Source organism: Halospeciosus flavus (assembly GCF_029814175.1).
In the GTDB taxonomy this organism is placed as follows: domain Archaea; phylum Halobacteriota; class Halobacteria; order Halobacteriales; family Halobacteriaceae; genus Halospeciosus; species Halospeciosus flavus.
Map to the genome: position 1 here is coordinate 835,836 of NZ_CP122312.1, position 23,012 is coordinate 858,847.

23 protein-coding genes are annotated in these 23,012 nt (G+C 69.2%); 15 read left to right on the forward strand and 8 right to left on the reverse strand.

What is annotated here, in order from left to right:
• Positions 1–12: 12 nt before the first annotated feature.
• Positions 13–3,339, reverse strand: coding sequence for a PAS domain S-box protein (locus tag P0Y33_RS04255; RefSeq protein WP_279529310.1), 3,327 nt, complete (start codon positions 3,337–3,339; stop codon positions 13–15).
• Positions 3,340–3,411: 72 nt separating this feature from the next.
• Positions 3,412–3,939: a DUF7523 family protein gene (locus P0Y33_RS04260; RefSeq protein WP_279529311.1), complete on the reverse strand. Its 528-nt coding sequence runs from the start codon at positions 3,937–3,939 to the stop codon at positions 3,412–3,414.
• A gap of 111 nt (positions 3,940–4,050) precedes the next feature.
• On the opposite strand from P0Y33_RS04260, the gene P0Y33_RS04265 reads away from it, so the two are divergent.
• Both P0Y33_RS04265 and P0Y33_RS04270 read left to right on the forward strand, forming a co-directional pair.
• The gene (locus tag P0Y33_RS04265) at positions 4,051–5,076 is read left to right on the forward strand and encodes a CbiX/SirB N-terminal domain-containing protein (protein ID WP_382216938.1); all 1,026 of its coding nucleotides are present in this window, start codon (positions 4,051–4,053) and stop codon (positions 5,074–5,076) included.
• Positions 5,077–6,147, forward strand: a complete 1,071-nt coding sequence (locus P0Y33_RS04270) for a DR2241 family protein (protein ID WP_279529312.1) — start codon at positions 5,077–5,079, stop codon at positions 6,145–6,147. It begins immediately after the preceding gene.
• On the opposite strand, the gene P0Y33_RS04275 is transcribed toward P0Y33_RS04270, so the two are convergent.
• Positions 6,148–6,714: a DUF7524 family protein gene (locus tag P0Y33_RS04275; protein ID WP_279529313.1), complete on the reverse strand. Its 567-nt coding sequence runs from the start codon at positions 6,712–6,714 to the stop codon at positions 6,148–6,150.
• 54 nt (positions 6,715–6,768) lie between these two features.
• On the reverse strand, positions 6,769–6,969 hold the full coding sequence (locus P0Y33_RS04280; RefSeq protein ID WP_279529314.1) for a methytransferase partner Trm112: 201 nt from the start codon (positions 6,967–6,969) through the stop codon (positions 6,769–6,771).
• Positions 6,970–7,063: 94 nt separating this feature from the next.
• On the opposite strand from P0Y33_RS04280, the gene P0Y33_RS04285 reads away from it, so the two are divergent.
• Positions 7,064–7,288, forward strand: a complete 225-nt coding sequence (locus P0Y33_RS04285) for a hypothetical protein (protein ID WP_279529315.1) — start codon at positions 7,064–7,066, stop codon at positions 7,286–7,288.
• A 154-nt stretch (positions 7,289–7,442) separates the two neighbouring features.
• Here P0Y33_RS04285 and P0Y33_RS04290 read toward each other — a convergent pair whose 3' ends face one another.
• A complete protein-coding gene (locus tag P0Y33_RS04290) occupies positions 7,443–8,825 on the reverse strand; it encodes an adenylosuccinate synthase (RefSeq protein ID WP_279529316.1) in 1,383 nt (460 codons plus the stop codon).
• Positions 8,826–9,047: 222 nt separating this feature from the next.
• Between P0Y33_RS04290 and P0Y33_RS04295 the strand changes: the two genes are divergently transcribed.
• Positions 9,048–9,341, forward strand: coding sequence for a hypothetical protein (locus P0Y33_RS04295; RefSeq protein ID WP_279529317.1), 294 nt, complete (start codon positions 9,048–9,050; stop codon positions 9,339–9,341).
• Here P0Y33_RS04295 and P0Y33_RS04300 read toward each other — a convergent pair.
• The 3 genes from P0Y33_RS04300 to P0Y33_RS04310 all read right to left on the reverse strand — a co-directional run bounded on the left by P0Y33_RS04300 (position 9,338) and on the right by P0Y33_RS04310 (position 12,202).
• Positions 9,338–11,512 carry a DUF7527 domain-containing protein gene (locus tag P0Y33_RS04300; RefSeq protein WP_279529318.1) on the reverse strand — a complete coding sequence of 725 codons (2,175 nt, stop codon included), beginning with the start codon at positions 11,510–11,512 and terminating at the stop codon, positions 9,338–9,340. The two genes, P0Y33_RS04295 and P0Y33_RS04300, sit on opposite strands and share 4 nt — an antisense overlap.
• A gap of 110 nt (positions 11,513–11,622) precedes the next feature.
• Positions 11,623–11,901 (reverse strand): UPF0058 family protein, encoded by a 279-nt coding sequence (locus tag P0Y33_RS04305; RefSeq protein ID WP_279529319.1) that lies wholly within the window; start codon positions 11,899–11,901, stop codon positions 11,623–11,625.
• An 88-nt stretch (positions 11,902–11,989) separates the two neighbouring features.
• Positions 11,990–12,202: a DUF7120 family protein gene (locus P0Y33_RS04310; protein ID WP_279529320.1), complete on the reverse strand. Its 213-nt coding sequence runs from the start codon at positions 12,200–12,202 to the stop codon at positions 11,990–11,992.
• A 131-nt stretch (positions 12,203–12,333) separates the two neighbouring features.
• Between P0Y33_RS04310 and P0Y33_RS04315 the strand changes: the two genes are divergently transcribed.
• The 11 genes from P0Y33_RS04315 to P0Y33_RS04365 all read left to right on the forward strand — a co-directional run bounded on the left by P0Y33_RS04315 (position 12,334) and on the right by P0Y33_RS04365 (position 22,995).
• Positions 12,334–12,930 carry a sulfite oxidase-like oxidoreductase gene (locus P0Y33_RS04315; protein ID WP_279529321.1) on the forward strand — a complete coding sequence of 199 codons (597 nt, stop codon included), beginning with the start codon at positions 12,334–12,336 and terminating at the stop codon, positions 12,928–12,930.
• A 337-nt stretch (positions 12,931–13,267) separates the two neighbouring features.
• Positions 13,268–14,623, forward strand: coding sequence for an isochorismate synthase (locus tag P0Y33_RS04320; RefSeq protein WP_279529322.1), 1,356 nt, complete (start codon positions 13,268–13,270; stop codon positions 14,621–14,623).
• Positions 14,620–16,416, forward strand: a complete 1,797-nt coding sequence (gene menD / locus P0Y33_RS04325) for a 2-succinyl-5-enolpyruvyl-6-hydroxy-3-cyclohexene-1-carboxylic-acid synthase (RefSeq protein ID WP_279529323.1) — start codon at positions 14,620–14,622, stop codon at positions 16,414–16,416. Before P0Y33_RS04320 ends, menD begins: the two co-directional genes overlap by 4 nt.
• 50 nt (positions 16,417–16,466) lie before the next feature.
• Complete coding sequence (locus tag P0Y33_RS04330; protein WP_279529324.1) at positions 16,467–16,874, forward strand: hypothetical protein; 408 nt, start codon at positions 16,467–16,469, stop codon at positions 16,872–16,874.
• The gene (locus P0Y33_RS04335) at positions 16,871–17,218 is read left to right on the forward strand and encodes a hypothetical protein (protein WP_279529325.1); all 348 of its coding nucleotides are present in this window, start codon (positions 16,871–16,873) and stop codon (positions 17,216–17,218) included. Before P0Y33_RS04330 ends, P0Y33_RS04335 begins: the two co-directional genes overlap by 4 nt.
• 35 nt (positions 17,219–17,253) lie before the next feature.
• On the forward strand, positions 17,254–18,126 hold the full coding sequence (locus P0Y33_RS04340; RefSeq protein WP_279529326.1) for a 1,4-dihydroxy-2-naphthoyl-CoA synthase: 873 nt from the start codon (positions 17,254–17,256) through the stop codon (positions 18,124–18,126).
• 110 nt (positions 18,127–18,236) lie between these two features.
• Positions 18,237–19,169 (forward strand): 1,4-dihydroxy-2-naphthoate polyprenyltransferase, encoded by a 933-nt coding sequence (locus P0Y33_RS04345; RefSeq protein WP_279529327.1) that lies wholly within the window; start codon positions 18,237–18,239, stop codon positions 19,167–19,169.
• 3 nt (positions 19,170–19,172) lie between these two features.
• Positions 19,173–20,249: a mandelate racemase/muconate lactonizing enzyme family protein gene (locus P0Y33_RS04350; protein WP_279529328.1), complete on the forward strand. Its 1,077-nt coding sequence runs from the start codon at positions 19,173–19,175 to the stop codon at positions 20,247–20,249.
• Positions 20,249–21,757 (forward strand): o-succinylbenzoate--CoA ligase, encoded by a 1,509-nt coding sequence (gene menE, locus P0Y33_RS04355; protein WP_279529329.1) that lies wholly within the window; start codon positions 20,249–20,251, stop codon positions 21,755–21,757. The genes P0Y33_RS04350 and menE overlap by 1 nt, the downstream gene beginning before the upstream one ends.
• A gap of 24 nt (positions 21,758–21,781) precedes the next feature.
• On the forward strand, positions 21,782–22,510 hold the full coding sequence (locus P0Y33_RS04360) for an NRDE family protein (protein ID WP_279529330.1): 729 nt from the start codon (positions 21,782–21,784) through the stop codon (positions 22,508–22,510).
• Between the two features lie 122 nt (positions 22,511–22,632).
• Positions 22,633–22,995 carry a helix-turn-helix transcriptional regulator gene (locus tag P0Y33_RS04365; RefSeq protein WP_279529331.1) on the forward strand — a complete coding sequence of 121 codons (363 nt, stop codon included), beginning with the start codon at positions 22,633–22,635 and terminating at the stop codon, positions 22,993–22,995.
• Positions 22,996–23,012: the final 17 nt, after the last annotated feature.

Here is a 23,012-nt window from a genome sequence, read left to right on the forward strand (position 1 = left end):
CGTGGGGCGGTTTCAGTTCCGCCCCTCGTCGTCGAACACCGCGCGGAGGAGTTTGCGCTGGGCGGTCCGGAGGTGCTGGTGGACGGTCGGCGAGGAGACGTTCATCGACGCGGCGAGTTCCTCGCCGTCGATGGAGCGCGGCCACTCGAAGTAGCCGCCGAAGTAGGCCGCCTCCAGGACCGCCCGCTGGCGGTCGGTCAACTCCTCCGTGAGCGTCGCCCCGAGGCGGTGGTCCGGGTCGTCGCGTCGCTCCTGACGCTGGGCGACGACCTCCATCGACGGGAACGCCGACTCGATTGCCTCCACCGTCGGTCGGACGTGGTCGCCCGCCGGGAGTTCGACGGCGAACTCGAGGTCGCCCTCCTCGATCGTCACGTCCCGGACGCGCCCGTTCTGGTCGGCGACGGTCGTCGCCACCGGTGGCTCGTCGAGTTCGAGTTCGAAGTGCACGCCCTCGTCGGACGTCTCGACGATTCGCAGCGAGTCGGCGAACTCGGAGTGGGCCGCGTAGGCGTGGAGGTCGTCGACGGCCGCCGCGGACGCGGTCCCGTAGCTCACGAACGCGTCGCCCCCGGTCGGGACGAGTCGCTCGAAGTGGATCGCCCCCTCTCCGGTCGCTTCGGGGACGTCGTCGAGGTAGTCGGGGAGGCGGAACGTCACCTCGACGATCTCGTCACCGATGAGCGCCCGCCGCTGCTCGATGGCGTTGATGGCGTGGCCGGCGATGTGGCCGAGGTGGCCGAGCACCTCCCGCTCGTGTTCGCCGAACCCCGCCTCGCGTTCCGAGTAGACGTTCAGGACGCCGTAGAGCAGCTCCTCGTGGACGATGGGGACTGCGGCCGACGACCGGAAGCCGTAGCGCCGGGCGTGGTCACGCCACGCCTCGTACGACGGGTCGTTCTCGACGTCGCGGGTGACCTGCACCTCGCGGGTCCGAATCGCTCGCGGCGTCGGCCCCTCTGCGCGGCCGTCGCCGTCGGTGACCGGGAGGCTGACGCCGTCGAGGTAGCCGTCGACCCCGGCTTCGACGCGCGTGACGACCTCTCCGTCGTCGAGTTCGCCGATCCACGCGAACGCGAACGAATCGGTGTCGGCCAGTCGCTCGCAGACGAGTCGCTCGACCTCCTCGCGCGAGGACTGCTGGAGGGCGGCGTCGGCGATGTCGCGGACGACGTGGTTGAGCGTGTCGAGGGCCGCCAGTTCCTCGTGTTTACGTTCGAGGTCCCGCTCGTGGGCGCGGCGCTCGACGGCAGTCGCGAGGACGTTGGCGACGGACTGGACGAACGCCGCGTCGTCCGCGGAGAAGTCGCGACACTCGGTGTCGTGGGTGCCGAGGACCCCCCACGGGTCGTCGTCGGGACCGATGACCGTACTGATGCCGCTCGTGACGTCGTGCGAGAGCAGCAGGTCGGGTCCGTGGAAGCGCTCCTCGCTGGCCATGTCCTCGACGACGACGGGTTCGTCGGAGAGGAGTGTGTAGCCGGCCTGTGAGTCCCGGTCCGTGCCGACGGTCGCCTCGCCGACGAGACCGTCACGCCACCCGACGCCCGCGCGCAACCGCAGGTGCGAGGCCGACTCGTCGAGGTCGAGGACCTTGCAGTAGTCGGTGTCGAGCGTCTCGCTGACGGTCTCGACGGCCTCCTCGAACAGCGCGTCGAGGTCTTGTTCGGAGAGCGCGCGGCGGCCGAGGCGGGCGACGACCGCCTGCTGGTCGACCCGCGTCCGGAGTTCCGCCTCGCGGTCGAGACGGTCCAGCGCGGATTCGGTGTTCGCCGCCAGCAACTCCGCCAGTTCGACCGTCCGGTCGTCGAAGCCGCCGGTATCGGGGTCGCCCGCGAGGAAGACGCCGTGGTCGCCCAGCGGGACCACCAGCGCGCGACGGAGGGTGGACTCGGTCCGGAGTTGGCCGGACAGCGGTTCGAAGTCCTCGTAGACGGCGGTCTCGCCCGACGCGAACACTTCGCCGACGACGCTCGACTCGTCCGCGGGGTCGACGGCCGGCAGCGAACGCGCGGGCCCGTCGAGGGCACCCGTGGCCGACTCCGCGCGGAGGTCGCCGCTCGCGGCGTCGCGCAGGTAGACAGCGACGCTGGGCAGGTCGAGGACGTCCGTGGCCGCCTCCACGAGTAGGTCGGCGATGTCGCCGTCGGTCTCGGCGTGGGGGAAGCGCTGGTTCACGTCGTGGAGTTCTTCGAGGGCGCGCTCGTAGCGCTCGCGCTCGCTGACGTCCCGGAGGACGCCCGTGAAGTAGCGCTCGCCCTCGTGTTCGTACTCGCTGAAGGAGACGGCGAGCGGGATCTCGTGGCCGTCCCGGTGCTGGCCGGGGAGTTCGACGTAGTCCCAGTCGAAGGTTCTCTCGTCGGACTCGAGGTAGGTCTCGAACGCCTCTGTGTGGTCCGAGGAGAGGCCGTCCGGGACGAGCGTGGTGAGTGGTTCGCCGACGATGTCCTCGGGGGCGTAGCCGAACACCTCCTCGACGGACGGGTTCGCCGACCGGACGACGCCGTCCGCGTCGACGGTGACGATGGCGTCCGAGACCGCCTGCGTGAGCGTCCGGTAGCGCTCCAGCGTCCGCTCGCGGTCCTTGCGCTCGCTGACGTCGCGGAAGTAGACCGAGAGACCGGTCTCGGAGGGGTAGACGTGGACCTCGAACCAGCGGTCGAGCGGTGGGTAGTACTCCTCGAAGGTCACCGTCTCCTGGGTCTCCATCGCCTCCTCGTACTTCCGCTGGAAGGTAGAGTCGACGGTCCCGGGGAACGCCTCCCAGATGGACTCGCCGAGGAGGTCGTCCGCGTCGACGTCGAGGCTCTCCTCGGCCTGGTCGTTGACGTAGGTGAACCGCCACTCCCGGTCGAGCGCGAAGAAGGCGTCGCTGAACCGGTCGAACAGTTCGGCGAGACTCTCGTCGAGCGAGGGGGCGTCGGTGGGGACGTCGGGGAGGTCGTAGACGGTACCGAGCGTCCCGCGGAACTCCCCGTCGACGACTATCGGACGGAGTCGGACGGTCGCGGCGAGGGCACCGCCGTCGGACGTGTGGACGGTGACCTCGACGGTCTCGTCGTCGGGCCCGTCCGGGTCGAGACAGCGTTCGATGGCCGCCTCGCAGGCCTCGACGTCGTCCTCGTCGATCAGGAGTTCCGCGGGCGCTCCCTCCAGGACGTCGCGTTCGTAGCCGGTCGCGTCCAGAATCGTCTCGTCGACGGTGCTGAATCGCCCCGCCGGATCGAGTTCGTAGACGGCGCTGTCGGTCACGTCGGCTAGCGCCCAGTAGCGTGCCTCCCACTGCGCGGTGTCGGCCGTCGCCGGAGCGTCACTGTCGGGACCACGGCCGTTCGACATTATCGCCAGTATACATCCTCGAACGGTAAAATTCTCCCGGTGCGTGCTAACTCCTGTCGTACCGGTGTCGCGTCAGTCGTCGACCGACGGCACGGCGTCGAGCGCCGCCTCGATTTCGCGGACGGCGGTGGCTCCGTCGGCCCGGTCGACGACGACGAGGAGCGTGTCCCCGGCGACGCCGGCCGCGGCGACCGTGACGCCGGTAACGTCGAGTCGGCCGATGACGGACCCGAGTGCGCGCGTGTCGACGTCGCCGCTCGCGAGGACGCCCGTGTAGTCGCCGCGGGTGTCGCTGTCGCCGTCACCTGTCCCGTCCGCGGCGGCGAACCCCTGGCCGTTCACCGAGAACAGTCCGGCCCCGCCGTCTTCGACCGCGACGAGTCCGCTCTGCATCGTCACGCGGACGTCGCGGCTCTCCTCACCGTACGTGAGGTCGTCGGCGTAGCGCCGGAGGGCCGTCGCGACGGCTTCCGTCCGGTCGCCGCCGACGGGGAGGAAGGCGGCCGCCTCGGTGTAGTTGACGACGTTCGCCGCGAGCGCGCGGTAGAGGAACGGTCGGGCACGGACCGCCGTGCGGGTCTCTTCAGCGAGTGAACTCATGGTGTCCGCTCCTGCGTTCGTCTCGGCCATAGTCCGTGCGGTTCCGGGCCCCGGACGGTCGTCCATGCCGGCGAAGTCACTAAGGCGACGCTTCTCCTACATCTACCAGACATGAATCAGGGACAGGCGCTCGTCGTCGTCGGGCACGGCTCCCACCTCAACCCCGGGTCGAGTGAACCCGCGTTCGCGCACGCCGACACGATCCGCGAGACCGGCGCGTTCGACGAGGTTCGCGAAGCCTTCTGGAAGGAAGAGCCGTCGGTCCGCGAGGTACTCCGGACGCTGGAGTCCGAGGAGGTGTTCGTCGTCCCGCTGTTCGTCTCGGAGGGCTACTTCACCGAGGAAGTCGTCCCGCGGGAACTCCGTCTGGAGGGGTGGGACGACGCCGGGTGGGACTCCGACGGGACCGACGCCGACCACGTCACCCTCGAACCGACGGACGTCGAGAAGACGGTCCACTACTGCGGTCCCGTGGGGACGCACGACTCGATGAGCGACGTCATCGTCCAGCGCGCGCGGTCGGTGATGGGTGGGGACGAGACCGGGAACGGAGACGAGGACGGAATCGGTGCGGAAGTCGGACTCGCCGTCGTCGGCCACGGCACCGAGCGCAACGAGAACTCCGCGAAGGCCATCTACTACCACGCCGAGCGTATCCGCGAGGCGGGACTCTTCGCGGAGGTGCGGGCGCTCTTCATGGACGAGGAGCCGGTCGTCGACGACGTCACCGACCACTTCGAGGCGACCGACGTGGTGGTCGTCCCGCTGTTCGTCGCCGACGGCTTCCACACGCAGGAAGACATCCCCGAAGATGTGGGTCTCACCGACGACTTCCGCGAGGGGTGGGACGTCCCCGCTACGGTCGACGGTCACCGTATCTGGTACGCCGGCGCCGTCGGGACCGAACCGCTCGTCGCCGACGTAGTCCTCGAACGGGCCGTCGAGGCCGGTGCGGACGCCACGGACGCCGTCGAACGGGTCCGCGAGCGGGCCGGTGGGAACGACACCGCTGTCGATGCCGACGCCGCCACTGGTGGCACTGGCGGTACCGACGACACCGCCGACGCCGACGCCGACAGCATCGAACGAACCGAACATACCGACGAGACGGACGGCCCGTGGGCCGTGGGTGAGTAGATGTCCCAGGCTATCGCCGCCCTCCTCCAGCGGGCGACGGACGGAATCGACTTCGACGGTCTCGAAGTCGAGAGCACGGCCTACGGCTACCGCTTCGAGACGCCCGAGCGCTCCGAGCGCGGCCTCGGAACCGACGAACTCCAGGACGTCGCCGCCGAGGACCCCTACGTCCGCAACTGGTACTACTGGGAGACGGCGGTCGGCGGCCACGGTACCCACCGCCGGGCGTTCCTCCGGTGGGTCGAACACGCCGACGAGCAACCGGTCGACGAACGACTGGCCGCGCTCACCGGCGCGGGACTGACCCGCTCGTGGGGCGAACTCGAACTCACCGCCCGCGTCGAGGACGGCACCCACACCTACGAGGTGCGCCACGAGGACGACGCGGACGTCCCCCTCGACGCCCTCGACACGTACGACGACCCGCTCGACGCCCGCCACCTCGTCGAGGAAGACGAGAAGGGGCGTTACCGTCCGCTGAAGACCGCCCCGACGCTCCAGACCGGGTGGGCGTTTTCGGACCTCGACGGCGACGCGCTCGTCGAGACGGTCGACTTCGTCTACCCCGCGACGGTCGCCAACTGGCACCGCGAGCGCGAGGACGAACTCGACGTCGAACACTGGGTAGAGACGGCCGACCGGCAGACCGGCATCTTCGACGTCGTCGACGAACTCCCGCGCGAGGCCCTGGAGTGGGCCGCCGAGGCCTGCTGTGCCGACTCGCAGTGTCTCAAACGCCGCGAGTGGGACTACAGCGAGGACGACGAACTCGACGTCCCCCGGGGAGACGGGGAGTTCCCCTGCCGGGAGCCGTGCTCGCTGTTCGTCACGGCCGCGCGGAAGTTCACCACTCTCGAACGCGAGGAGAGCCGAGAGTACACTTTCGAACTCACGCCGAGCGAGAAAGAACAACTGGAGGCGATACTCGACACCGTGGCCGACGGCGCGACCGACGAGATCCGCGAGGCCGACCTCGACGAGGGGGCCAACCGCTACCGGGCGCGCTACCTCCGGGCGAAGCGGATGGACGGGGACGACCTCTCGGGGACCGCGACCGACGCCGACGAGTGATCAAGCCTGTCGGCGGAGGAACAGTGCCGCCGACAGGCCCCCGAGGAGGACGACCGCGGCGACGAACGTCGCGAGCACGTCGCCGACGGTGAGGAACGCGAGGACGGTCACGAGCAGACCGATAGAGACGAGCAGGAGCGGGACGAGCGTCTCGACGTCGCCGAGTTCGACGCCCTGGTCTTCCTCCTCTGGCTGGGGCGACCCCAGCGACTCGTCGACCGCCACGGGTGGGTTCTCCGCGGTGGGGTCCGTCACCGTCACCTCGACCGGTTCGGTCTCGGCGCCGTAGCCCGTGACGACTTCGAGCGTCCCTGTGACCGGGCGCTCGCCGCCGTTCCCGACGCGGACGTGGACGACCTGTGAGCTATCGGCGTCGAGGTAGACGTTCGTCGTGTCGAGACTCGCCACCCGAGAGAGCGCGTCGTCGAGGCGGACGTGGACGTGGGCCGGGGTTCCCTCGTTGACGAGGACGACGTCGAACGCGCCGGCAGTCTCGAACGAGGAGCGTTCGGCCGACACGGAGTTCGTCCCGTCGTGGTTGACGTGGACAGTGAGGGTCCCGGGCACGGCCGAGACATACGCGCGACGGGAGAAAAAGGTTCAGGTAGCGAAGTGGACGCGTCAGGCCGGGGTCTCCTCGCGCATGTCCGGCGGGAGGAGGTTCGGAATGCCCTCCTCGATGGGGTAGCGCTCGCCGCACTCGGTGCAGACGAGCGTCCCTTCGAGGATCTCCTCGCCGTCCTCGTCGCGTTCCTCGACGTCGAGTTCGAGGTCCTGCTTGTCCAGCGGACAGCAGATGATGTCCATCAGGTCCTCCTTCATGCTCGAAAGCGAGGGGGGCGCCCGGCAAAAGTCTGCGGGTTCGACGCAGTGGTGAGGACACCCGTTTTTCGGCGTCGAACCAGTCCACTCACACATGGTCGACTTCAGCGAACGCCCCCTCGCCTACCTGCTCCGGCACGGCGTCGTGCTGTTCTGTCTCCTCCTCGTCGGCTTCGTGCTCGCGGGCGTCGTCGGCGCCGTCCTCGGCGTTGCCGCGATCCCCGAGAAACTCGACTTTCTCCACTCGCTCCCGCGCGTCGTCGAACTCGCGACGGTCCTCGTCGGCGTGCTCTACGCGGTGAAAGTTGGGACGGAGTAGCCGACGCGGTGCCGACCGGCAACTGAGAAACTGGGCGCATATCTCGACAACGGCGGCCATATCTGAGTTGTGAGCCGAATATTCACGATATTCTGGCGATATCTGAGTTATCGCGGCGATAACTGAGAAATAGCCCGTCGAGGAACCGCGACTCCTACTGGTCGAAGGGGTCTTCCCGGACGATGGTTTGCTCGCGGCCGGGACCGACGCCGAGGGCGTAGGCCGGCACGCCGAGTTCGTCCTCGATGTACTCGACGTACGCCTGGGCCTCCGCGGAGAGGGCGTCGTAGCCCTCCTCGGCGACCGCGGCCCAGTCCTGTTCCTCCCAGCCGTCGAAGGTACGCAGGACCGGTTCACAGTCGGCCCACTGCTCGGTGGTGGCGGGGATGGTGTCGATCTTCTCGCCGTCGAGTTCGTAGGCGTGGCCGACCTTCACCTCGTCGAGCCCCGCGAGGACGTCGAGGTGGTTGAGGACGAAGCCGTCGAAGCCGTTGGCGCGGGTGGCGTGGCGGAGCATCGGTACGTCGAGCCACCCGACGCGGCGTGGGCGGCCGGTGACGGTGCCGTACTCGCCACCCTCCTCGCGGATGTAGGTCGCGAGTTCCTCGTTCTCGCCCGCGCCCTGCTCCTCGTAGTCCGGCGTGTCGCCGACGACGCCGCCGAGTTCCGTCGGCATCGGGCCGCTCCCGACGCGCGTGAGGTAGCCCTTGACGATACCGACGACTTCGCCGCCGCCGACGACGCCCGGACTGAGACCGGTGCCGGTTGCGGCGCCGCCCGCGGTCGGGTTCGAGGACGTGACGAAGGGGTAGTTCCCGTGGTCGATGTCGATGAGGGTGCCCTGTGCCCCCTCCAGCATGACGTTCTCGTCGGCCTCGATGGCGTCGGCGAGGAAGTTGCCGGCGTCGACGGTCATGTCGTTCTCCGCGAGGCGCTCGCCGAACGCACGGTACTCCTCGAAGAGCGCGTCGACGTCGAACGCCTCGGGGTTCTCCAGGTCGTCGACGTCGAGGTCGTAGACGTCCTCGACGATGGCCCGCTTCTGCGGGACGGCGTACTCCAGACGCTCGCGGAGGACCTCGGGGTCGAGGAGGTCGCCGACGCGGACGCCGCGGCGGCCGGCCTTGTCCTCGTAGGTGGGACCGATGCCCCGTCCCGTGGTGCCGACTTCCTGGTCCTCCTCGCTCTTCGCCTCTTCCTCGATGCCGTCGAGGACGCGGTGGTAGGGGAGGATGACGTGTGCGCGTCGGGCGACGCGGACGTCGGGGTCGAGGCCGCGCTCACGGAGCGCGTCGATCTCGTCGAACAGCGTCCGCGGGTTGACGACACAGCCGTTACCGAGGACGCCGGTCTTGCCGCGAACCGCACCGCTCGGGACGAGCGAGAGTTTGTACTCTTCGCCGCCCTCGACGACGGTGTGGCCGGCGTTGTCGCCGCCCTGGTAGCGAGCGACGACGTCCGCGGGGTCGCCGTACAGGTCGACGACACCGCCCTTGCCTTCGTCGCCCAGTTGGGCGCCGACGATGGTGACAGTCATAGTCGGACGTTCCGTTTCCCCCGCTAAACCGGTTACGGTCCTCGCCGGAGAAATGTACACGTCGATGCACCATTCATCAGACGATGTGGGAGAAAAGGACACGGACGCCCAATAGAAGCGGGACACAACGGTTAATAAGTCCGGGTCCGAAGCCGTGAGTGAACGACGGCGCCGACTCGTTGAGTAACCTTTAAACGCAGCTAAGACGAGTTAACAAATGCCATGATAGACCGACTTGAGAAGGAAGTCGATATGCTCGAACGGCATCTGGAGGTCCTCCGGATGGTCATCGAGAGCGAGCCCATCGGTATCGTGAAGATGTCCAACGAGACGGGCTATCCCCACCACAAGGTCCGCTACTCCCTGCGCGTCCTCGAAGAGGAGAACCTCATCGAGCCGTCGAGCCAGGGTGCCATCACGACCGAGCGTACCGAGGAGTTCGTCGAGGAACTCGACGAGAAGGTCGACGAGATCATCGACAAACTCGAGTCGATGAAGATCGAGACCGAAGACTAGAGTTCCGGAACCGTCACGTGGAACGACTCGTTTCTGTCTTCGACTAAGCAGAGGTGGAAGCCCCGCTTCCGGCTCACTTTCACGAAACTGTCCTTGTCGCTGCCCCGGAGGAACCCGCCTTCGTCGACCGACTCGTCGGCGACTTCGAGTGCCCCGGGTTCGAAGAAACTCGACGTGACGTAGATAGCGCTCGCGAGCGTCTCGCTCCCCGAGGCGACGGTTCGTGCGGCGCCGACGAGGTCGTCCATCGCGTCGCCAGTGACGGGGTCGCGGCTCTCTTCGAGGTCGGCCACGACTAACGGGTTGCCCATCCGGTCGCGGAGGACCACGTCGAAGGTGTGGGACACTTCGCTTCCGTCTTCGCCCGGGACCGCGACGGTTCCGTCGAGTTCGGCGCGGTCGACCTGCGCGACGGCCTCGAAGAGGTCCGATAGTCCGCTCCGGTGACCGGTGTCGAGTATCTCGTAGGGCAGTTCGCGGACGGCCCACGAGACGAACCGGTAGGGGGCGCTCGTCTCGAGGAAGCGCTCGAACCGCTCGCCGTCGACGGTCACGTCCGTCGCGTCGAAACGCGTGTGGTGTTCGAGGCGGAGGTTGGCGTTGATCTGCTCGGCGGTCGCGTCGCCGCTCTCCAGTGCGTCGAGCGTCGGGTCGGCCTTCGACTCGTAGCGGACGAAGAGGTTCGTCCCCGAGAGGGCCTCCGCGGGTGACCGGTCCTCGGCGCCAGACTGGCCGGCGTTCCCGTGGCCGGTCGCCGTCGCCGCGTTCGCTCGCGCCTCCGCGAGTTGCTCTTCGAGCGTCTCGACGCGGGCCGCGAGGTCGTCGCGTTCCTCGTGGAGTCGGTCGAGTTCCGCCCGCCGGTCGTCGAGTCGACGCTCGGCCTCGTCGAGTGCCTCTTCGAGCGACTCGATTCGTTCGTCGCGCTCCGCGACGGCCGCCTGCAACTCCTGGACGCGTTCCGAGACACGCGACTCGTCGGCAGACGTCGCTGTTTCCGTCTCCGCTGGCTCCGCGGAGACGCCCGCCGCGTCTCGCTCGCGTCGGTCGGCGGGGACGTCGGTCTCCGTCACGGCACCGGACGCGGGTTCGTCGGCCACACCGGTCCCGTCAGTCGCCCCACGCGCGGTGGCCCCACTGGCCGCCGCGTCCGTGGCGCTGTCACGGCTCTCGTCGGGGTCGATGGCGGGGACCGACGTGGTTTCGCGCCACGCTTCCTCCTCGGCGAACGTGCTCTCGTCGGCCGGTTCGGTGTCGGTCTCCTCGGCTTCCTCCGACTTCACGTCCACTGGCTCCGCCGCGTCCGCTGTGTCCGCCGTGCCCGCCGTGTCCGCCGCGTCAGACCGTTCTGGCGTCAGACCGGTCTCGGTCGCCGCGTGCGCAGCCGCCTCGTCCGGTCGCTCGGGCTCGGAGCCGACGCCGGAGTCCACACTGGTCACGTCGGCCGTCTCAGTGGCGTCGGCGGTAGCCTCGACAGCGTCGGCGTCGGCGTCGTCGTTGGAGTCGACGCTGGTCGTGTCGGTGCTGTCGGCGTCGACGGCCCCGACTGCCGCCGCGCCGGTCTCCGCGGCGGCCGTCGACTCGTCGGTCGATTCGTCGGTCGGTTCCTCGACTGGTTCGTCGACTGGCTCCTCGGGTTCGGGGAGGTCCACGATGTCGAGGTCGACCGAGACGACTTCGTAGAGACCGACCTCGTCGGCGGCGCGCTCGAAGGCCTCCTCGCCGGTGACGGTCTCCTCGCTCGCACCGACGAAGGCGGCGCTCATCGAGCGTCCGCCGTAGTAGACGGTGAAGTAGTCGCCACTGAGGACGTTCTCTGAGAGTTCGACGTAGCCGACGAAGTTCCCGTCGGTGAGCGTCTCATCCGTCTCCGAGAGCGGTGTGTCCTCGGTGTAGTACGTCGCTCGGGTCTCGCCGCCGGTCTCCAGCATCGCGAAGAGCAGCGGGAGCGAGAGGTGGGGCGCCTCGTAGACCGTCCCGGAGGCGTCCGCGAAGTCCTCGACGTCCCCCTCGAACACCCCGACGACGCGGCCGTTGAGTGCGAACAGCCAGGTATCGTCGGCCACGACGGCCCCCGAGAAGGAGGCGTCCGCGAGGTCGTGGAGCGCCCTGTAGCCACCGGAGAACGGACGCGACTCCCACGACTCGACGTGGTCGACTGTACGGGTCTGCATATCAGTTCGGAGGCCGCTGCCACGTATAATACTTTCCGGGGCGACGGGCCGGCGCGGGTGCTACGCGGCGGGGGTTCGGCGGAGAAACGAGCGGACTCGAGTCGCGAAAGTTACAGTTTCGAGGAGGCGTCGTCGGCGAGTTCCTCCATCCGCTTGCTGATGCGGCCGGCGCTGGAGAACTCGTCTTCGCTCATCGCCGTCGCGAGCGCGTTCCCGAGGACGAACACGGCGTGTTTGTGCTCGCTCTTGGACTTGTGGACGTGCGACGGGTCGACGTCGAGTTGCTCGTAGGCTTCGAAGGCGTCCTCGTCGACACCCTCGTAGTCGAGGAAACTCTCCTTGATCTCCACCATCTCCTCGTGGAGCTCCAGCAGTTCGTCCTTGTGCATGACTTACCGTTGTGTTGGCCGTTCGTGGGGATAAGCCTTGCTCGCCAACCGCTGACACGAGCGGACGCGGACGCGAGACGCGAAAGAATTAGAAGACGTATTCGTCTTCGTGGCCCATCATACCGCCCTCCTCTTCGAGGCTCGCCTCGTCTTCCATGGGTCCGCTGGTCTTGTACGCCTTGATTCCTGCCGAGAGGAGTTGCTCGACGGCTTCCTCGCGGCTCACGAACTCGCCCTTCTCGACGAGTTGGGCGATCTGCATCTCGATGTGGTCTGGGATGTTGATCTCGACAGTGGGCATGCTATAAACGGGACTTTGCTACAGCCGTGTATAAACTTGGCGGGCACCTGCCTCTGAACGAAATTCGGCGCGTCTCGCCGCCGGTCGCGGTCATCGGTAGGCATACGTGGGTCAGTCGACTACGTCGAGACATGACCGTCACGGACGTTACCGACCTGTATCGGGAGTTCGGCGACGACCGTCTCCCACCGGGACAGCGGGAGACGTCGAAGTTCCCCGTCCTCTCGAAGGGCGGCACGCCGGAGTGGGACCCCGCCGAGTGGGAGTTCACCGTCACCGGCGCCGTCGAGGACGAACTCGCCCTCTCCTGGGAGGAGTTCCGCGACCTCTCCCACGAGACCCAGCGTCAGGACTTCCACTGCGTCACTGGCTGGAGCCGTCTCGACTGCGAGTTCACCGGCGTCACGTTCCCCGACCTCGCCGAACTCGCGGGCGTCGAGGACGACGCGGTCCACGTCATGTTCTCCGCGCTCGACGGCTACACGACGAACCTCCCGCTCGACGCGTGCATGCGTGAAGAAGTCCTCTTCGCGTGGGGACTCGACGGCGAGGACCTCCCCCGCGAACACGGTGGTCCCCTCCGAGTGGTCACGCCGCACAAGTACGCCTACAAGGGTGCGAAGTGGGTCGACGGCGTCGAGTTCCTCACCGAACCGGAGCGTGGGTACTGGGAGAAGCGTGGGTACTCGAACACGGCGAATCCGTGGGAAGAAGAGCGGTACAGTTGAACGAGCGCTAGCGAGTGAGACTGTACGAACGAACGAGCGGGAGGGAGCGCGAGATTCGGAGCGAGCGAAGCGAGCGAGAATCTCGGAAAGGGCGAGCGGGGAGCGGCAGCGACCCGCGAGCGAAGCGACCGACACGCGAGTCGGTACAGTTGAGGGTCCGGAGGAAGGAGCGCGAGATTCGGAGCGAGCGAAGCGAGCGAGAATCTCGAAAGGCGAGCGGGGAGGGACGACCCGCTCACGACGGGGCGCGCGGACGAGTCCCTCGAAAGCGGGAGACGGGGCCGACGTCGCTGAAGTAGAAGGGCCTAAGGCGCGCCCGCTCGTCGTCTCGAACAGTATGGGACCGCGCCAGAACGCAGGGGAGGCCCACTCCGGGCACCTCGTGAGTCGGACCGAGCGCCTCTCCGACGCGTCGCTGTCCTCCCTCCTGCGGACGCGCTACCGACCACACGTCGTCTGGTCGGCGCCGGGCGAGCCCTCGGTGGTCGGCTGTGGCGCGGTCGCGACACTGACGGCGGACGGCGCGGGACGCGTCGACGCCGTCCGCGAGGACGCGACCGACCTCCTGGACAGTATCGACACGGACCCCGACGCCCCCTCGGTCGCCCGCCCGCGCCTCTTCGGTGGGTTCGCCTTCCACGACGACCACGAGGCGAACGCGCCGTGGGCCGGGTTCCCCGGTGCGGCATTCGTCCTCCCGCGTGTGCAGTTCACCGTCACCGACGAGGCGACGTGGCTGACGGTCACGACCCGTGACGCCGACGCCGCCGAGACGGTCGCCGACGTCCGCGAGGCCGTCGCCGACGCACCGACCGACCCCGAACCGAGGTCGCCGCCGGGGGTCCTCGCCACCGAGCGGACGCCCGACCGCGAGACCTGGCGCGAGCAGGTCGAGTCGGCCGTCTCGCGCATCCGCGGCGGCGACCTAGAGAAGGTCGTCCTCGCACAGTCGCTGGCCGCCGACCTCGACGACGCCTTCTCGCTGGCCGACACGCTGGACCGCCTCGGGGCGACCTACCCCGACTGCTTCCGCTTCGCCTTCCGCGCGGACGGCGGCGGGACGTTCTTCGGAGCGTCGCCCGAGCGACTCGTCACTCGCCACGGCGGACGACTGGAGACGGGCGCGCTCGCGAGTACCATCGGTCGCGGTGAGACGCCGGCGGCCGACGCCGCCCTCGAACGGGACCTCCGCGAGAGTGAGAAGTTCCGCCACGAACACGACCTCGTCGTCGAGAGCATCCGCGAGCAACTCGACCCGGTCGCGGAGAACGTCACGACCGGCGAGCGCCGCGTCCGGAAACTCGCGACCGTCCAGCACCTCTTCACACCGATGGCGGCCGACACCGACGCCCACGTCCTCGACCTCGTCGACGCGCTCCACCCGACGCCCGCGGTCGGCGGCCTCCCGCCGGAGGCGGCCCTGGACACCATCCGCGAGACCGAGACCTTCGACCGCGGGTGGTACGCCGCGCCGGTCGGGTGGGTCGACGCCGACGGTGACGGCACGTTCGCCGTGGCCATCCGCTCGGCCGTCGCCGAAGACGAGGCGGCGACGCTGTTCGCGGGCAACGGTATCGTCGCCGACAGCGACCCCGACGAGGAGTGGAAGGAGGTCCAACTGAAGTTCCGGCCGGTCCTCGATCACCTCGAACGGGGCCACGAACGGGACTACGGACGCGCCCACGAGCGATGACCTGGGACGTCGCGGACGCACCCAACCGTGCCACGCTGTTCGCCCGTGCCTTCGTGGACGAACTCGCGAAAGCCGGGGTCGACGCCGTCTGCGTCGCGCCGGGGAGTCGCTCGACACCCCTGACGGTCGCCCTCGACGACCACCCCGAGATTCGCGTCTTCTCACACCTCGACGAGCGCTCGGCGGCGTTCTTCGCACTCGGCCGGGGCAAACGGACGGGGAAGCCGACACCCATCGTCACCACCTCGGGGACTGCGACCGCGAACCTCCACCCCGCCGTGATGGAGGCCGACCGCGGCCGCGTCCCGCTGGTCGTCTTGACCGCCGACCGCCCGCCGGAACTCCGGGACAGCGGCGCGAACCAGACGGTCGACCAGGAGAAACTGTACGGGTCGGCCGTCCGCTACTACGCGGACCTGCCCGAACCCGCCGCCGAGGGCCGGAAACTACGCTCGTTGAGGACGACGGCGGCACGCGCCCTCGCGGAGACGCGCGGGACGAAGCCGGGACCGGTCCACCTCAACTTCCCGTTCGCCAAACCCCTCGAACCCACGGACGTCCCACCAGACGACCCCTCGGGCGTCCCCGAGGACTTCGCCGAGGAGCACCCACTCGCCGCGGTGGGGCGCGACGGCCCGTTCGTCTCCGTCACCGAGGGTCGAGCGGCGCTGGCAGACGCGGACGCCGACCGGTTCGCAGACCTCGTGGCCGACGCCGACCGCGGTCTCGTCGTCGCCGGGCCGATGGACGCGGTCGACTCCGCTCCCGCCGTCGCGGACCTCGCCACCGCTTCGGGTTTCCCCCTGCTCGCCGACCCACTCTCGGGACTCCGCTTCGGCGACCACGTCGCAGACACGCCGGTCGTCGGCGGCTACGACGCCTACCTCGACGAGTCCGTGACTCGGGAGTGGCCCGACCCCGACCTCGTCCTCCGATTCGGCGCCTCGCCGACCTCCAAACCGCTCCGGAAGTACCTCGCGCGCACCGGTGCCCGACAGGTCGTCGTCGACCCCACTGGGGAGTGGCGTGAGGCCGAGTTCCGCGCGACGGACCTCGTGACCGCCGAGGGCGAGTCGTTCGCCCGTGCCGTCGCCGACCGACTCGACCGCGAGACGGTGACGAGAACAGTCGACACGTGGGGTCCCTGGGCGCGGGCCGAGTCGGCCCACTGGGACGTCGTGACCGACGCCCGCGGTGCCGAGCACTTCGAGGGAGCGGTCCTCTCGACCGTCGCCGAGACGGTCCCGGACCCGACGACGCTGTTCGTCTCGAACAGTATGCCCGTCCGCGACGTCGACCGCTTCGCCGAACCCCGCGTGGCGGACGTGACCGCGCTCGCCAACCGCGGCGCCAGCGGTATCGACGGGATCACCTCCTCGGCGCTGGGCGCGGGGAGCGCCGCGGACGGCGACGAGAGCGAGGAGACGGTCCTCGTCACCGGCGACCTCGCCTACTACCACGACACGAACGGCCTGCTCGCGCTCGGACGGTGTGACCAGGAGGCGACCATCGTCCTGATCAACAACGACGGCGGCGGTATCTTCCACATGCTCCCCATCGAGGAGTTCGACGCCTTCGAACGGCAGTTCAAGACGCCCCACGGCCTCGACTTCGCACCCACCGAGGACATCTACGACCTCTCGTTCGCCCGGACCGACCTCGACGGCTTCCCCGACTGCTTCGCCGAGGCACTCGACCGCGAGGGGACGACCGTCGTCGAGGTCCACACCGACGCCGAACGGAGTCACCGCACGCGCGAGCGCCTGAAAGAGCGCGTCCTCGACCGCCTCTGAGTGGGCCGGTCGGGGAAACATCTTTCACTCGACACGTCGAGAGTAGGTACATGTCCACGCCCTCCAACGCGTCCGCGTCCAACTCGCCGTCGGCGCGGCCCTTCGTCGCCGCCGGTATCGCCGTCCTCGGTCTCCTCGCCGTCTTCTGGGGCCTGTTCGTCGCTCAGCAGTTTCTCCTCGCCTTTCTGCTCGGGGGCGGTTGTCTCGTCGCCGCCGCGTGGGTGCAGTACGGCGCGCTCGGCGACCGCGTCCGCTTCCACCGGGCCGTGACCTGGACGGTCGTCGTCGCCGTCCTGCTCTACGCTGGACTCGTCGCCCAGGAGGTGCTGTTCGGCGTCCTCGTGGCGTCGGTCGTCTACCTCGTCTCGTGGGTGACCGGGCCGCGAGGGCCGTGGGGTGAGGGCCGCGAGAACGGTAGGGAAGACGCGACTGATGCGACCGACGCCGAGAACCGATGAGTTGGTTGCGCTGGCTCTTCGTCGAGTCGGACCGCAGAACGGTGACAGTGTACGGCGTCGTGGCGTTCGCCCTCCTCGCCGGTGTGGCCGGTATCGGTGGCGACCTCGTCGTCGGCGCGGTCCTCGCACTCGTCCTGTTCGTCCTCGCGGGCTGGATCGCTACCGGCGAGGGGCCGTTCGACGACCGTGACGCCGCGACGTGGATTCTCGTCGCCGGACTGTTCGCGTACGGAGCGAAGACCGAGTCGATCCTCATCGTCGTTCTCGTGGCGACGGCCGTCTACTTCGTCTCGTGGGTGACCGGGCCGCGAGGGCCGTGGGGGGAACGCGAGTCGGCGGAGTAGGGAACACTTTTGCGAACGCCGGACACCCCTCCGATATGGTCTCAGAGATTTTCGAACCGGAGTGGTGGGAAGAGGTCGAGCAGTTCGACTTCGAGGACGTCACCTACCACCGCGCGAAGGAGGTCGGCGCGGTCCGCATCGCCTTCGACCGCCCCGAGGTACGAAACGCCTTCCGCCCCGAGACGGTCGACGAACTCTACACGGCACTCGAACACGCGAAGCGCCAAACCGACGTGGGCTGTGTCCTCCTCACGGGCAACGGCCCGTCGCCGAAGGACGGCGGGTGGGCGTTCTGCTCGGGCGGCGACCAGTCGGCCCGTGGTCCCGAGGGCTACGAGTACGGCGACTCACAGGCGAGTCGGCTCCACATCCTCGAAGTCCAGCGTCTCATTCGCTTCATGCCCAAGCCGGTCGTCTGCGTCGTGCCCGGGTGGGCCGTCGGCGGCGGCCACTCCCTACACGTCGTCTGCGACATGACGCTCGCCTCCGAGGAGCACGCCACCTTCAAGCAGACCGACCCCGACGTCGCCTCTTTCGACGCCGGGTTCGGGTCGGCCTACCTCGCCCAGCAGGTCGGTCAAAAGAAGGCGCGCGAGATATTCTTCCTCGGGAAGAACTACGACGCCGAGGAGGCCGTGGAGATGGGGATGGCCAACGAGGCGGTCCCCCACGAGGAACTCGAAGCGGTGGCCCTCGACTGGGCCGCCGAGATGACTTCGAAGAGTCCGATGGCGATGCGGATGCTCAAGTACGCGTTCAACATGGCCGACGACGGGATGGTCGGCCAGCAGGTGTTCGCCGGCGAGGCGACCCGACTCGGGTACATGACCGAGGAGGCACAGGAAGGTCGCGAGGCGTTCCTGGAGGGGCGCGAACCGGAGTTCGGGCAGTTCCCCTGGCACTACTGACCCACTTTTTGCGCTGCGTTCGTCCCCGCCGGAACTCTGCGGACCGCGGGGCGCCCACCTCGCTCTCCGAACCACAGGCGATATAGCCGCGACAGCCGAACCACCGGCAAATGACCGATACGGACGTTTCTCGGACGAAGGCGTGGGTGATGGCCGCCCGCCCGCAGACGCTCCCCGCGGCCGCCGCCCCCGTCCTCGTCGGGGCCGGTCTCGCGGTGCACTTCGGCGTGTTCGCCCCGCTCCCGGCGCTCGCCGCGTTCGTCGGCGCGGCGCTCATCCAGATCGGGACGAACTTCGCGAACGACTACTACGACGCCATCCAGGGTGCCGACACGGAGGAACGCGAGGGGTTCACTCGCGTCACCCAGTCCGGTCTCATCGCCGCCGAAGAGGTGAAGCGGGCGTTCGTCCTCACCTTCGCGCTCGCGGCGGTCGTCGGTCTCTACCTCGTCTACGTCGGCGGCCTCCCCATCCTCCTCGTCGGCGTCGCGAGTCTGATCTCCGGCGTCGCCTACACCGGCGGACCCTACCCGCTCGGCTACCACGGACTCGGCGACCTGTTCGTCTTCGTCTTCTTCGGCGTCGTCGCCGTGACGGGCACCTTCTTCGTGCAGGCGTGTGCCGTCCTCGCCGCGCCGCTCCCGTTCGGCATCCCGCCGGGGACGCTCCCCCCCGCGGCCTTCGTCGCGAGTCTCCCGGTCGCCGCCATCTCGACGGACGTCCTCGTCGTGAACAACGTCCGCGACCTGGAAGAGGACCGGACGACCGGGAAACGCACGCTCGCCGTCCGCTTCGGCTACGGCTTCAGCCGTGTGGAGTACGTCGGCCTGCTCGTCCTCGCCTACGTCACGCCCGTCTGGTTCTACCTGCAGGGGTACGGTCTCGCGGTCTTCCTCCCGCTCCTGACGCTCCCGCTGGCCGTCCGCGTGGCCCGAACGGTCTGTACGGAGACGAGCGGCGAGGCGCTCAACCCCGCACTCGAACGGACCGGGAAACTCCTCGCGGCCTACGCCGCCCTGTTCGCGGTCGGCCTCGCGCTGTAACCGATGACGGAGGCGACCCCGATGGACGTCTCACTCGACGCCTTCTCGCTCCCGCTCGCGGCCCCGTTGTCGACCGCCGCCGGCGACATCACCGAGCGCCGCGGATACCTCCTCCAGGTCGAGTGCGCGGAGCGGGGGGTGACCGCGTTCGGTGAGGCGACGCCGCTCCCGGGGTGGACCGAATCGCTCGACGACTGCCGGGCCGTCCTCGACGACGCCCGCGATGCCCTCCGCGAGAACGACTTCGACCGGGCACTCACGGTCTGTCGAGACGCGCCGGCCGCCAGACACGCGGTCTCGCTCGCCCGTGCGGACCTGCGTGCCCGCCGTGAGGACGTCCCCCTCTACCGTCACCTCGGTACTTCGACGGCGCGGGAGACGCTCCCGGTCAACGCGACGGTCGGGGACGCCGACGTCGACGAGACGGTGGCTCGCGCCCGGGACGCCGTCGACGCCGGCTATCCCTGTCTCAAACTGAAGGTCGGTGTCCGCTCGGTCGACGCCGACCTCGGGCGGGTCCGCGCGGTTCGCGAGGCCTGTCCCGACGTCGCCCTCCGCCTGGACGCAAACGAGGCGTGGTCGCGGGAGGCGGCCCACCGCGCCTTCGACGCGCTCGCCGACCTGGACGTCGCGTACGTCGAGCAACCGCTGGCCGCCGAGGACCTGGCCGGCCACGCCGCGCTCCGCGACGGCCACCCCGAGACGCCGGTCGCCCTCGACGAGTCGCTGGCCCGCTTCTCCGTCGAGCGCGTGTTGGCCGAGGGGGCGGCGGACGTGGCCGTTCTCAAGCCGATGGCGCTCGGCGGGGTCGACGTCGCCCGGTACGCGGCCCGCGTCGCCGAGCGACGAGGGGCCGCGGTGACCGTGACGACGACCATCGACGCCGTCGTCGCTCGCGCGGGCGCGGTCCACCTCGCGGCCGCCGTCGCCCCGAATCGGGCGCACGGTGTCGCGACGGGCGACCTCCTCGCACGGGACCTCCCGACCGGCGGTGACGAACGACCGCTCCCGGTCGAGGGCGGGGCCGTCGGCGTCCCGCAGGGAAACGGACTTGGGTTCTCGGTGGGGAGTATCGAGTGATGGACGACCTCCTCTCGCGACGGGTGCGCGCCTCGCCGGACGCGACCGCACTCGTCGATTCACAGTCCGAGCGCGAGTGGACGTTCGCCGACCTCGACGACGCCGTCGACGCGACCGCGTGTCGCCTCGCCGAACTCGGCGTGACCGCGGACGACCGCGTCGGCATCCTGATGGAGACGCGGCCCGCGTTCGTGCGACTCGTCTTCGCCGTCGCCCGACTCGGGGCGGTCGTCGTCCCGCTGAACGCCCGACTCGCCCCCTCGGAACTCGTCGCTCAGCGCGAGGCGGCCGACCTCATCTGTCTCGTCTGCGAGGGCGACACCGAGGCCGACGCGCTGGCGATGGCGGAACCGGTCCCCGTCGTCTCGATCGACAAACCGCAGAGCGCGGCCGTCGGCCACCTCCCGTCGGTCGACACCGACTCGACGACGGTGACGCCCGTCGTTCGCGACCCGACGGACCCGGTCGCGCTCATGTTCACCTCGGGGACGACCGGGGCGCCGAAGGCGGTCCGACTCACGCCGCGGAACTTCCTCGCGTCGGCGACGGCCTCGGCGTTCCGACTCGGCGTCGACCCCGACGACCGGTGGCTCTGTCCGCTCTCAATGTACCACATGGGCGGACTCTCCGTCGTCGTTCGCTCGGCGCTCTACGGAACGACCGCCGTCCTCACCCGTGGGTTCGACGCCGATACCGCTCTCGACGCCCTCCACGAGTACGACTGCACGGGCGTCTCGCTCGTCCCGACGATGCTCAAGCGACTGCTCGCCGAGGGGGACCTCCCCGACTCGTTGCGCTTCGTCCTCGTCGGCGGCGCACCCACTCCACGGGACCTCGTGGAGACCTGTGCGGAGCGCGACGTCCCCGTCTACCCGAGTTACGGCATGACCGAAGCCACCTCGCAGATCGCCACGGCCACCCCCCGAGAGGCGTTCGAGGAACCCGGCACCGTCGGCCGGCCGCTCCTCCCGACCGAGGTAACGGTGGTCGACGACGGAAGCCCCCTGCCCGCGGGGGAGGTCGGCGAACTCGTCGTCGCCGGTCCGACGGTGACTCCCGGGTACGACGACCCCGACCAGACCGCGGAGGCGTTCGGCCCGTACGGGTTCCACACCGGCGACGTCGGCTACGTCGACGAAGCGGGCAAGATTCACGTCCTCAACCGCCGGTCGGACCGCATCATCACGGGTGGCGAGAACGTCCACCCCGGTGAAGTGGTCGACGTCCTCCGGTCACACCCGGACGTCGAGACGGCCGCCGTCGTCGGCGTGGAGGACCCCGAGTGGGGTGAACGCGTCGCCGCGCTCGTCGTCCCCGCCGAAGACACCGAAAGCGCCGACGAGTCGGGTTTGACCGCCGACGACGTCCGCGCGTACTGCCGCGACCGGCTCGCCGGCTACAAGGTCCCGCGGACCGTCGTCTTCGTCGACTCGCTCCCGCGGACGGCGTCGGGGACCGTCGACCGCGCCGCCGCCCGCGAGCGCGTCGCACAGGCGACCGACCTTTAAGCGACCGCCGCCCTACTTCCGCCCGTGTGCACTCTCGCCTTCGCCTGGCACGCGTTCGACGACGCGCCGCTGCTCGTGGCGGCGAACCGCGACGAGTCGCTCGGCCGGCCGTCCGAACCACCGGTCGAGCGCGAGTGGGGTCGGCGCGTCCTCGCGCCGAAAGACCGCGAAGCAGGGGGGACGTGGATGGGTATCAACGACGCCGGACTCTTCGTCGGCGTGACGAACCTCTGGACCGACGTCGACGGCGGCGGGGAGCGGTCCCGCGGGTTGCTCGTCCGCGACGCCCTCGGCGCGGCCGACGCACGGGAGGCGCGCGCCCTCGTCCGCGAGGCGGTCGACGCGGACCGCTACAACGGGTTCTACCTCGTCCTCGCCGACGCCCGTGGCGGTACCGGTGTCGACTCCGATTCCGACGCCGACGCGTTCTGTTGCTGGTGGGACGGGGCACTCCACGAGACGTCGTTCGACCCCGGCGTCCACGTCGTCGCCAACGAGGGGTTCGACGACGGGGACGAGAAGTCCCGGTGGGTCCGCGACGCCCTCCGCGACTGCGAGTCGCCCGAGGCGTGGCGCTCGCGGGCGCGCGAGACGCTCCGGAACCACGAACACGAGGTGTGTGTCCACGGCGACGACTACGGTACGCGCTCCTCCACGCTGCTCACGGTCGACGACGCGGGTGAGGCAACCGTCGAGTTCGCCGACGGACCGCCTTGCGAGACGACGTACGGTGACCCACTCTCGTTCTCCTGACTCGTGACGCCGTACCCGGCCCAGCACTCGACCGACGGGGGAGGGCTGTCGACGGGCGACTCGCCCGAGTGGCCCGCGGTCGACCTACAAGAGTTAAACCCGTCGCGCTCGCGTGTACGAACATGAGCGCCGGAGACACGGACCCCGAAGCAGACCTCTCCGAAGACGAGCGTCGCGCCCTCGAACTCGTCCGCCAGGAGGGGAGTATCTACCAGAGTGACTTCTGGAAGGAACTCGACGTCTCCTCCCGGAAGGGGAGTCGCATCGCGAAGAAACTCGAAGAGAAGGGCCTCGTCGAACGCGAGGACGCCGTCTACAACGGGAACACGACCTACCTCATCGAGCCCATCATCAACGAGCGGAACCTCGACTTCTCGCTGCTGATGGCCGGCGACATGCTCTCTCCCTACGTGGGCGAGGAGGAGGTCGACCCCCAGAGCGACGCCTTCTCGCAGTGGATCATGAACCTCGTCTACGAGGAGTGACCGACCGCGACGGCACC

What these genes read in the sequence shown, in the direction of transcription:
- P0Y33_RS04255 (WP_279529310.1), bottom strand. Translation starts at nt 3,339, where the DNA reads ATGTCGAACGGCCGTGGTCCCGACAGTGACGCTCCGGCGACGGCCGAC.
- P0Y33_RS04260 (WP_279529311.1), bottom strand. Translation starts at nt 3,939, where the DNA reads ATGAGTTCACTCGCTGAAGAGACCCGCACGGCGGTCCGTGCCCGACCG.
- P0Y33_RS04265 (WP_382216938.1), top strand. Translation starts at nt 4,051, where the DNA reads ATGAATCAGGGACAGGCGCTCGTCGTCGTCGGGCACGGCTCCCACCTC.
- P0Y33_RS04270 (WP_279529312.1), top strand. Translation starts at nt 5,077, where the DNA reads ATGTCCCAGGCTATCGCCGCCCTCCTCCAGCGGGCGACGGACGGAATC.
- P0Y33_RS04280 (WP_279529314.1), bottom strand. Translation starts at nt 6,969, where the DNA reads ATGAAGGAGGACCTGATGGACATCATCTGCTGTCCGCTGGACAAGCAG.
- P0Y33_RS04285 (WP_279529315.1), top strand. Translation starts at nt 7,064, where the DNA reads ATGGTCGACTTCAGCGAACGCCCCCTCGCCTACCTGCTCCGGCACGGC.
- P0Y33_RS04290 (WP_279529316.1), bottom strand. Translation starts at nt 8,825, where the DNA reads ATGACTGTCACCATCGTCGGCGCCCAACTGGGCGACGAAGGCAAGGGC.
- P0Y33_RS04295 (WP_279529317.1), top strand. Translation starts at nt 9,048, where the DNA reads ATGATAGACCGACTTGAGAAGGAAGTCGATATGCTCGAACGGCATCTG.
- P0Y33_RS04300 (WP_279529318.1), bottom strand. Translation starts at nt 11,512, where the DNA reads ATGCAGACCCGTACAGTCGACCACGTCGAGTCGTGGGAGTCGCGTCCG.
- P0Y33_RS04305 (WP_279529319.1), bottom strand. Translation starts at nt 11,901, where the DNA reads ATGCACAAGGACGAACTGCTGGAGCTCCACGAGGAGATGGTGGAGATC.
- P0Y33_RS04310 (WP_279529320.1), bottom strand. Translation starts at nt 12,202, where the DNA reads ATGCCCACTGTCGAGATCAACATCCCAGACCACATCGAGATGCAGATC.
- P0Y33_RS04315 (WP_279529321.1), top strand. Translation starts at nt 12,334, where the DNA reads ATGACCGTCACGGACGTTACCGACCTGTATCGGGAGTTCGGCGACGAC.
- P0Y33_RS04320 (WP_279529322.1), top strand. Translation starts at nt 13,268, where the DNA reads ATGGGACCGCGCCAGAACGCAGGGGAGGCCCACTCCGGGCACCTCGTG.
- menD (WP_279529323.1), top strand. Translation starts at nt 14,620, where the DNA reads ATGACCTGGGACGTCGCGGACGCACCCAACCGTGCCACGCTGTTCGCC.
- P0Y33_RS04330 (WP_279529324.1), top strand. Translation starts at nt 16,467, where the DNA reads ATGTCCACGCCCTCCAACGCGTCCGCGTCCAACTCGCCGTCGGCGCGG.
- P0Y33_RS04335 (WP_279529325.1), top strand. Translation starts at nt 16,871, where the DNA reads ATGAGTTGGTTGCGCTGGCTCTTCGTCGAGTCGGACCGCAGAACGGTG.
- P0Y33_RS04340 (WP_279529326.1), top strand. Translation starts at nt 17,254, where the DNA reads ATGGTCTCAGAGATTTTCGAACCGGAGTGGTGGGAAGAGGTCGAGCAG.
- P0Y33_RS04345 (WP_279529327.1), top strand. Translation starts at nt 18,237, where the DNA reads ATGACCGATACGGACGTTTCTCGGACGAAGGCGTGGGTGATGGCCGCC.
- P0Y33_RS04350 (WP_279529328.1), top strand. Translation starts at nt 19,173, where the DNA reads ATGACGGAGGCGACCCCGATGGACGTCTCACTCGACGCCTTCTCGCTC.
- menE (WP_279529329.1), top strand. Translation starts at nt 20,249, where the DNA reads ATGGACGACCTCCTCTCGCGACGGGTGCGCGCCTCGCCGGACGCGACC.
- P0Y33_RS04365 (WP_279529331.1), top strand. Translation starts at nt 22,633, where the DNA reads ATGAGCGCCGGAGACACGGACCCCGAAGCAGACCTCTCCGAAGACGAG.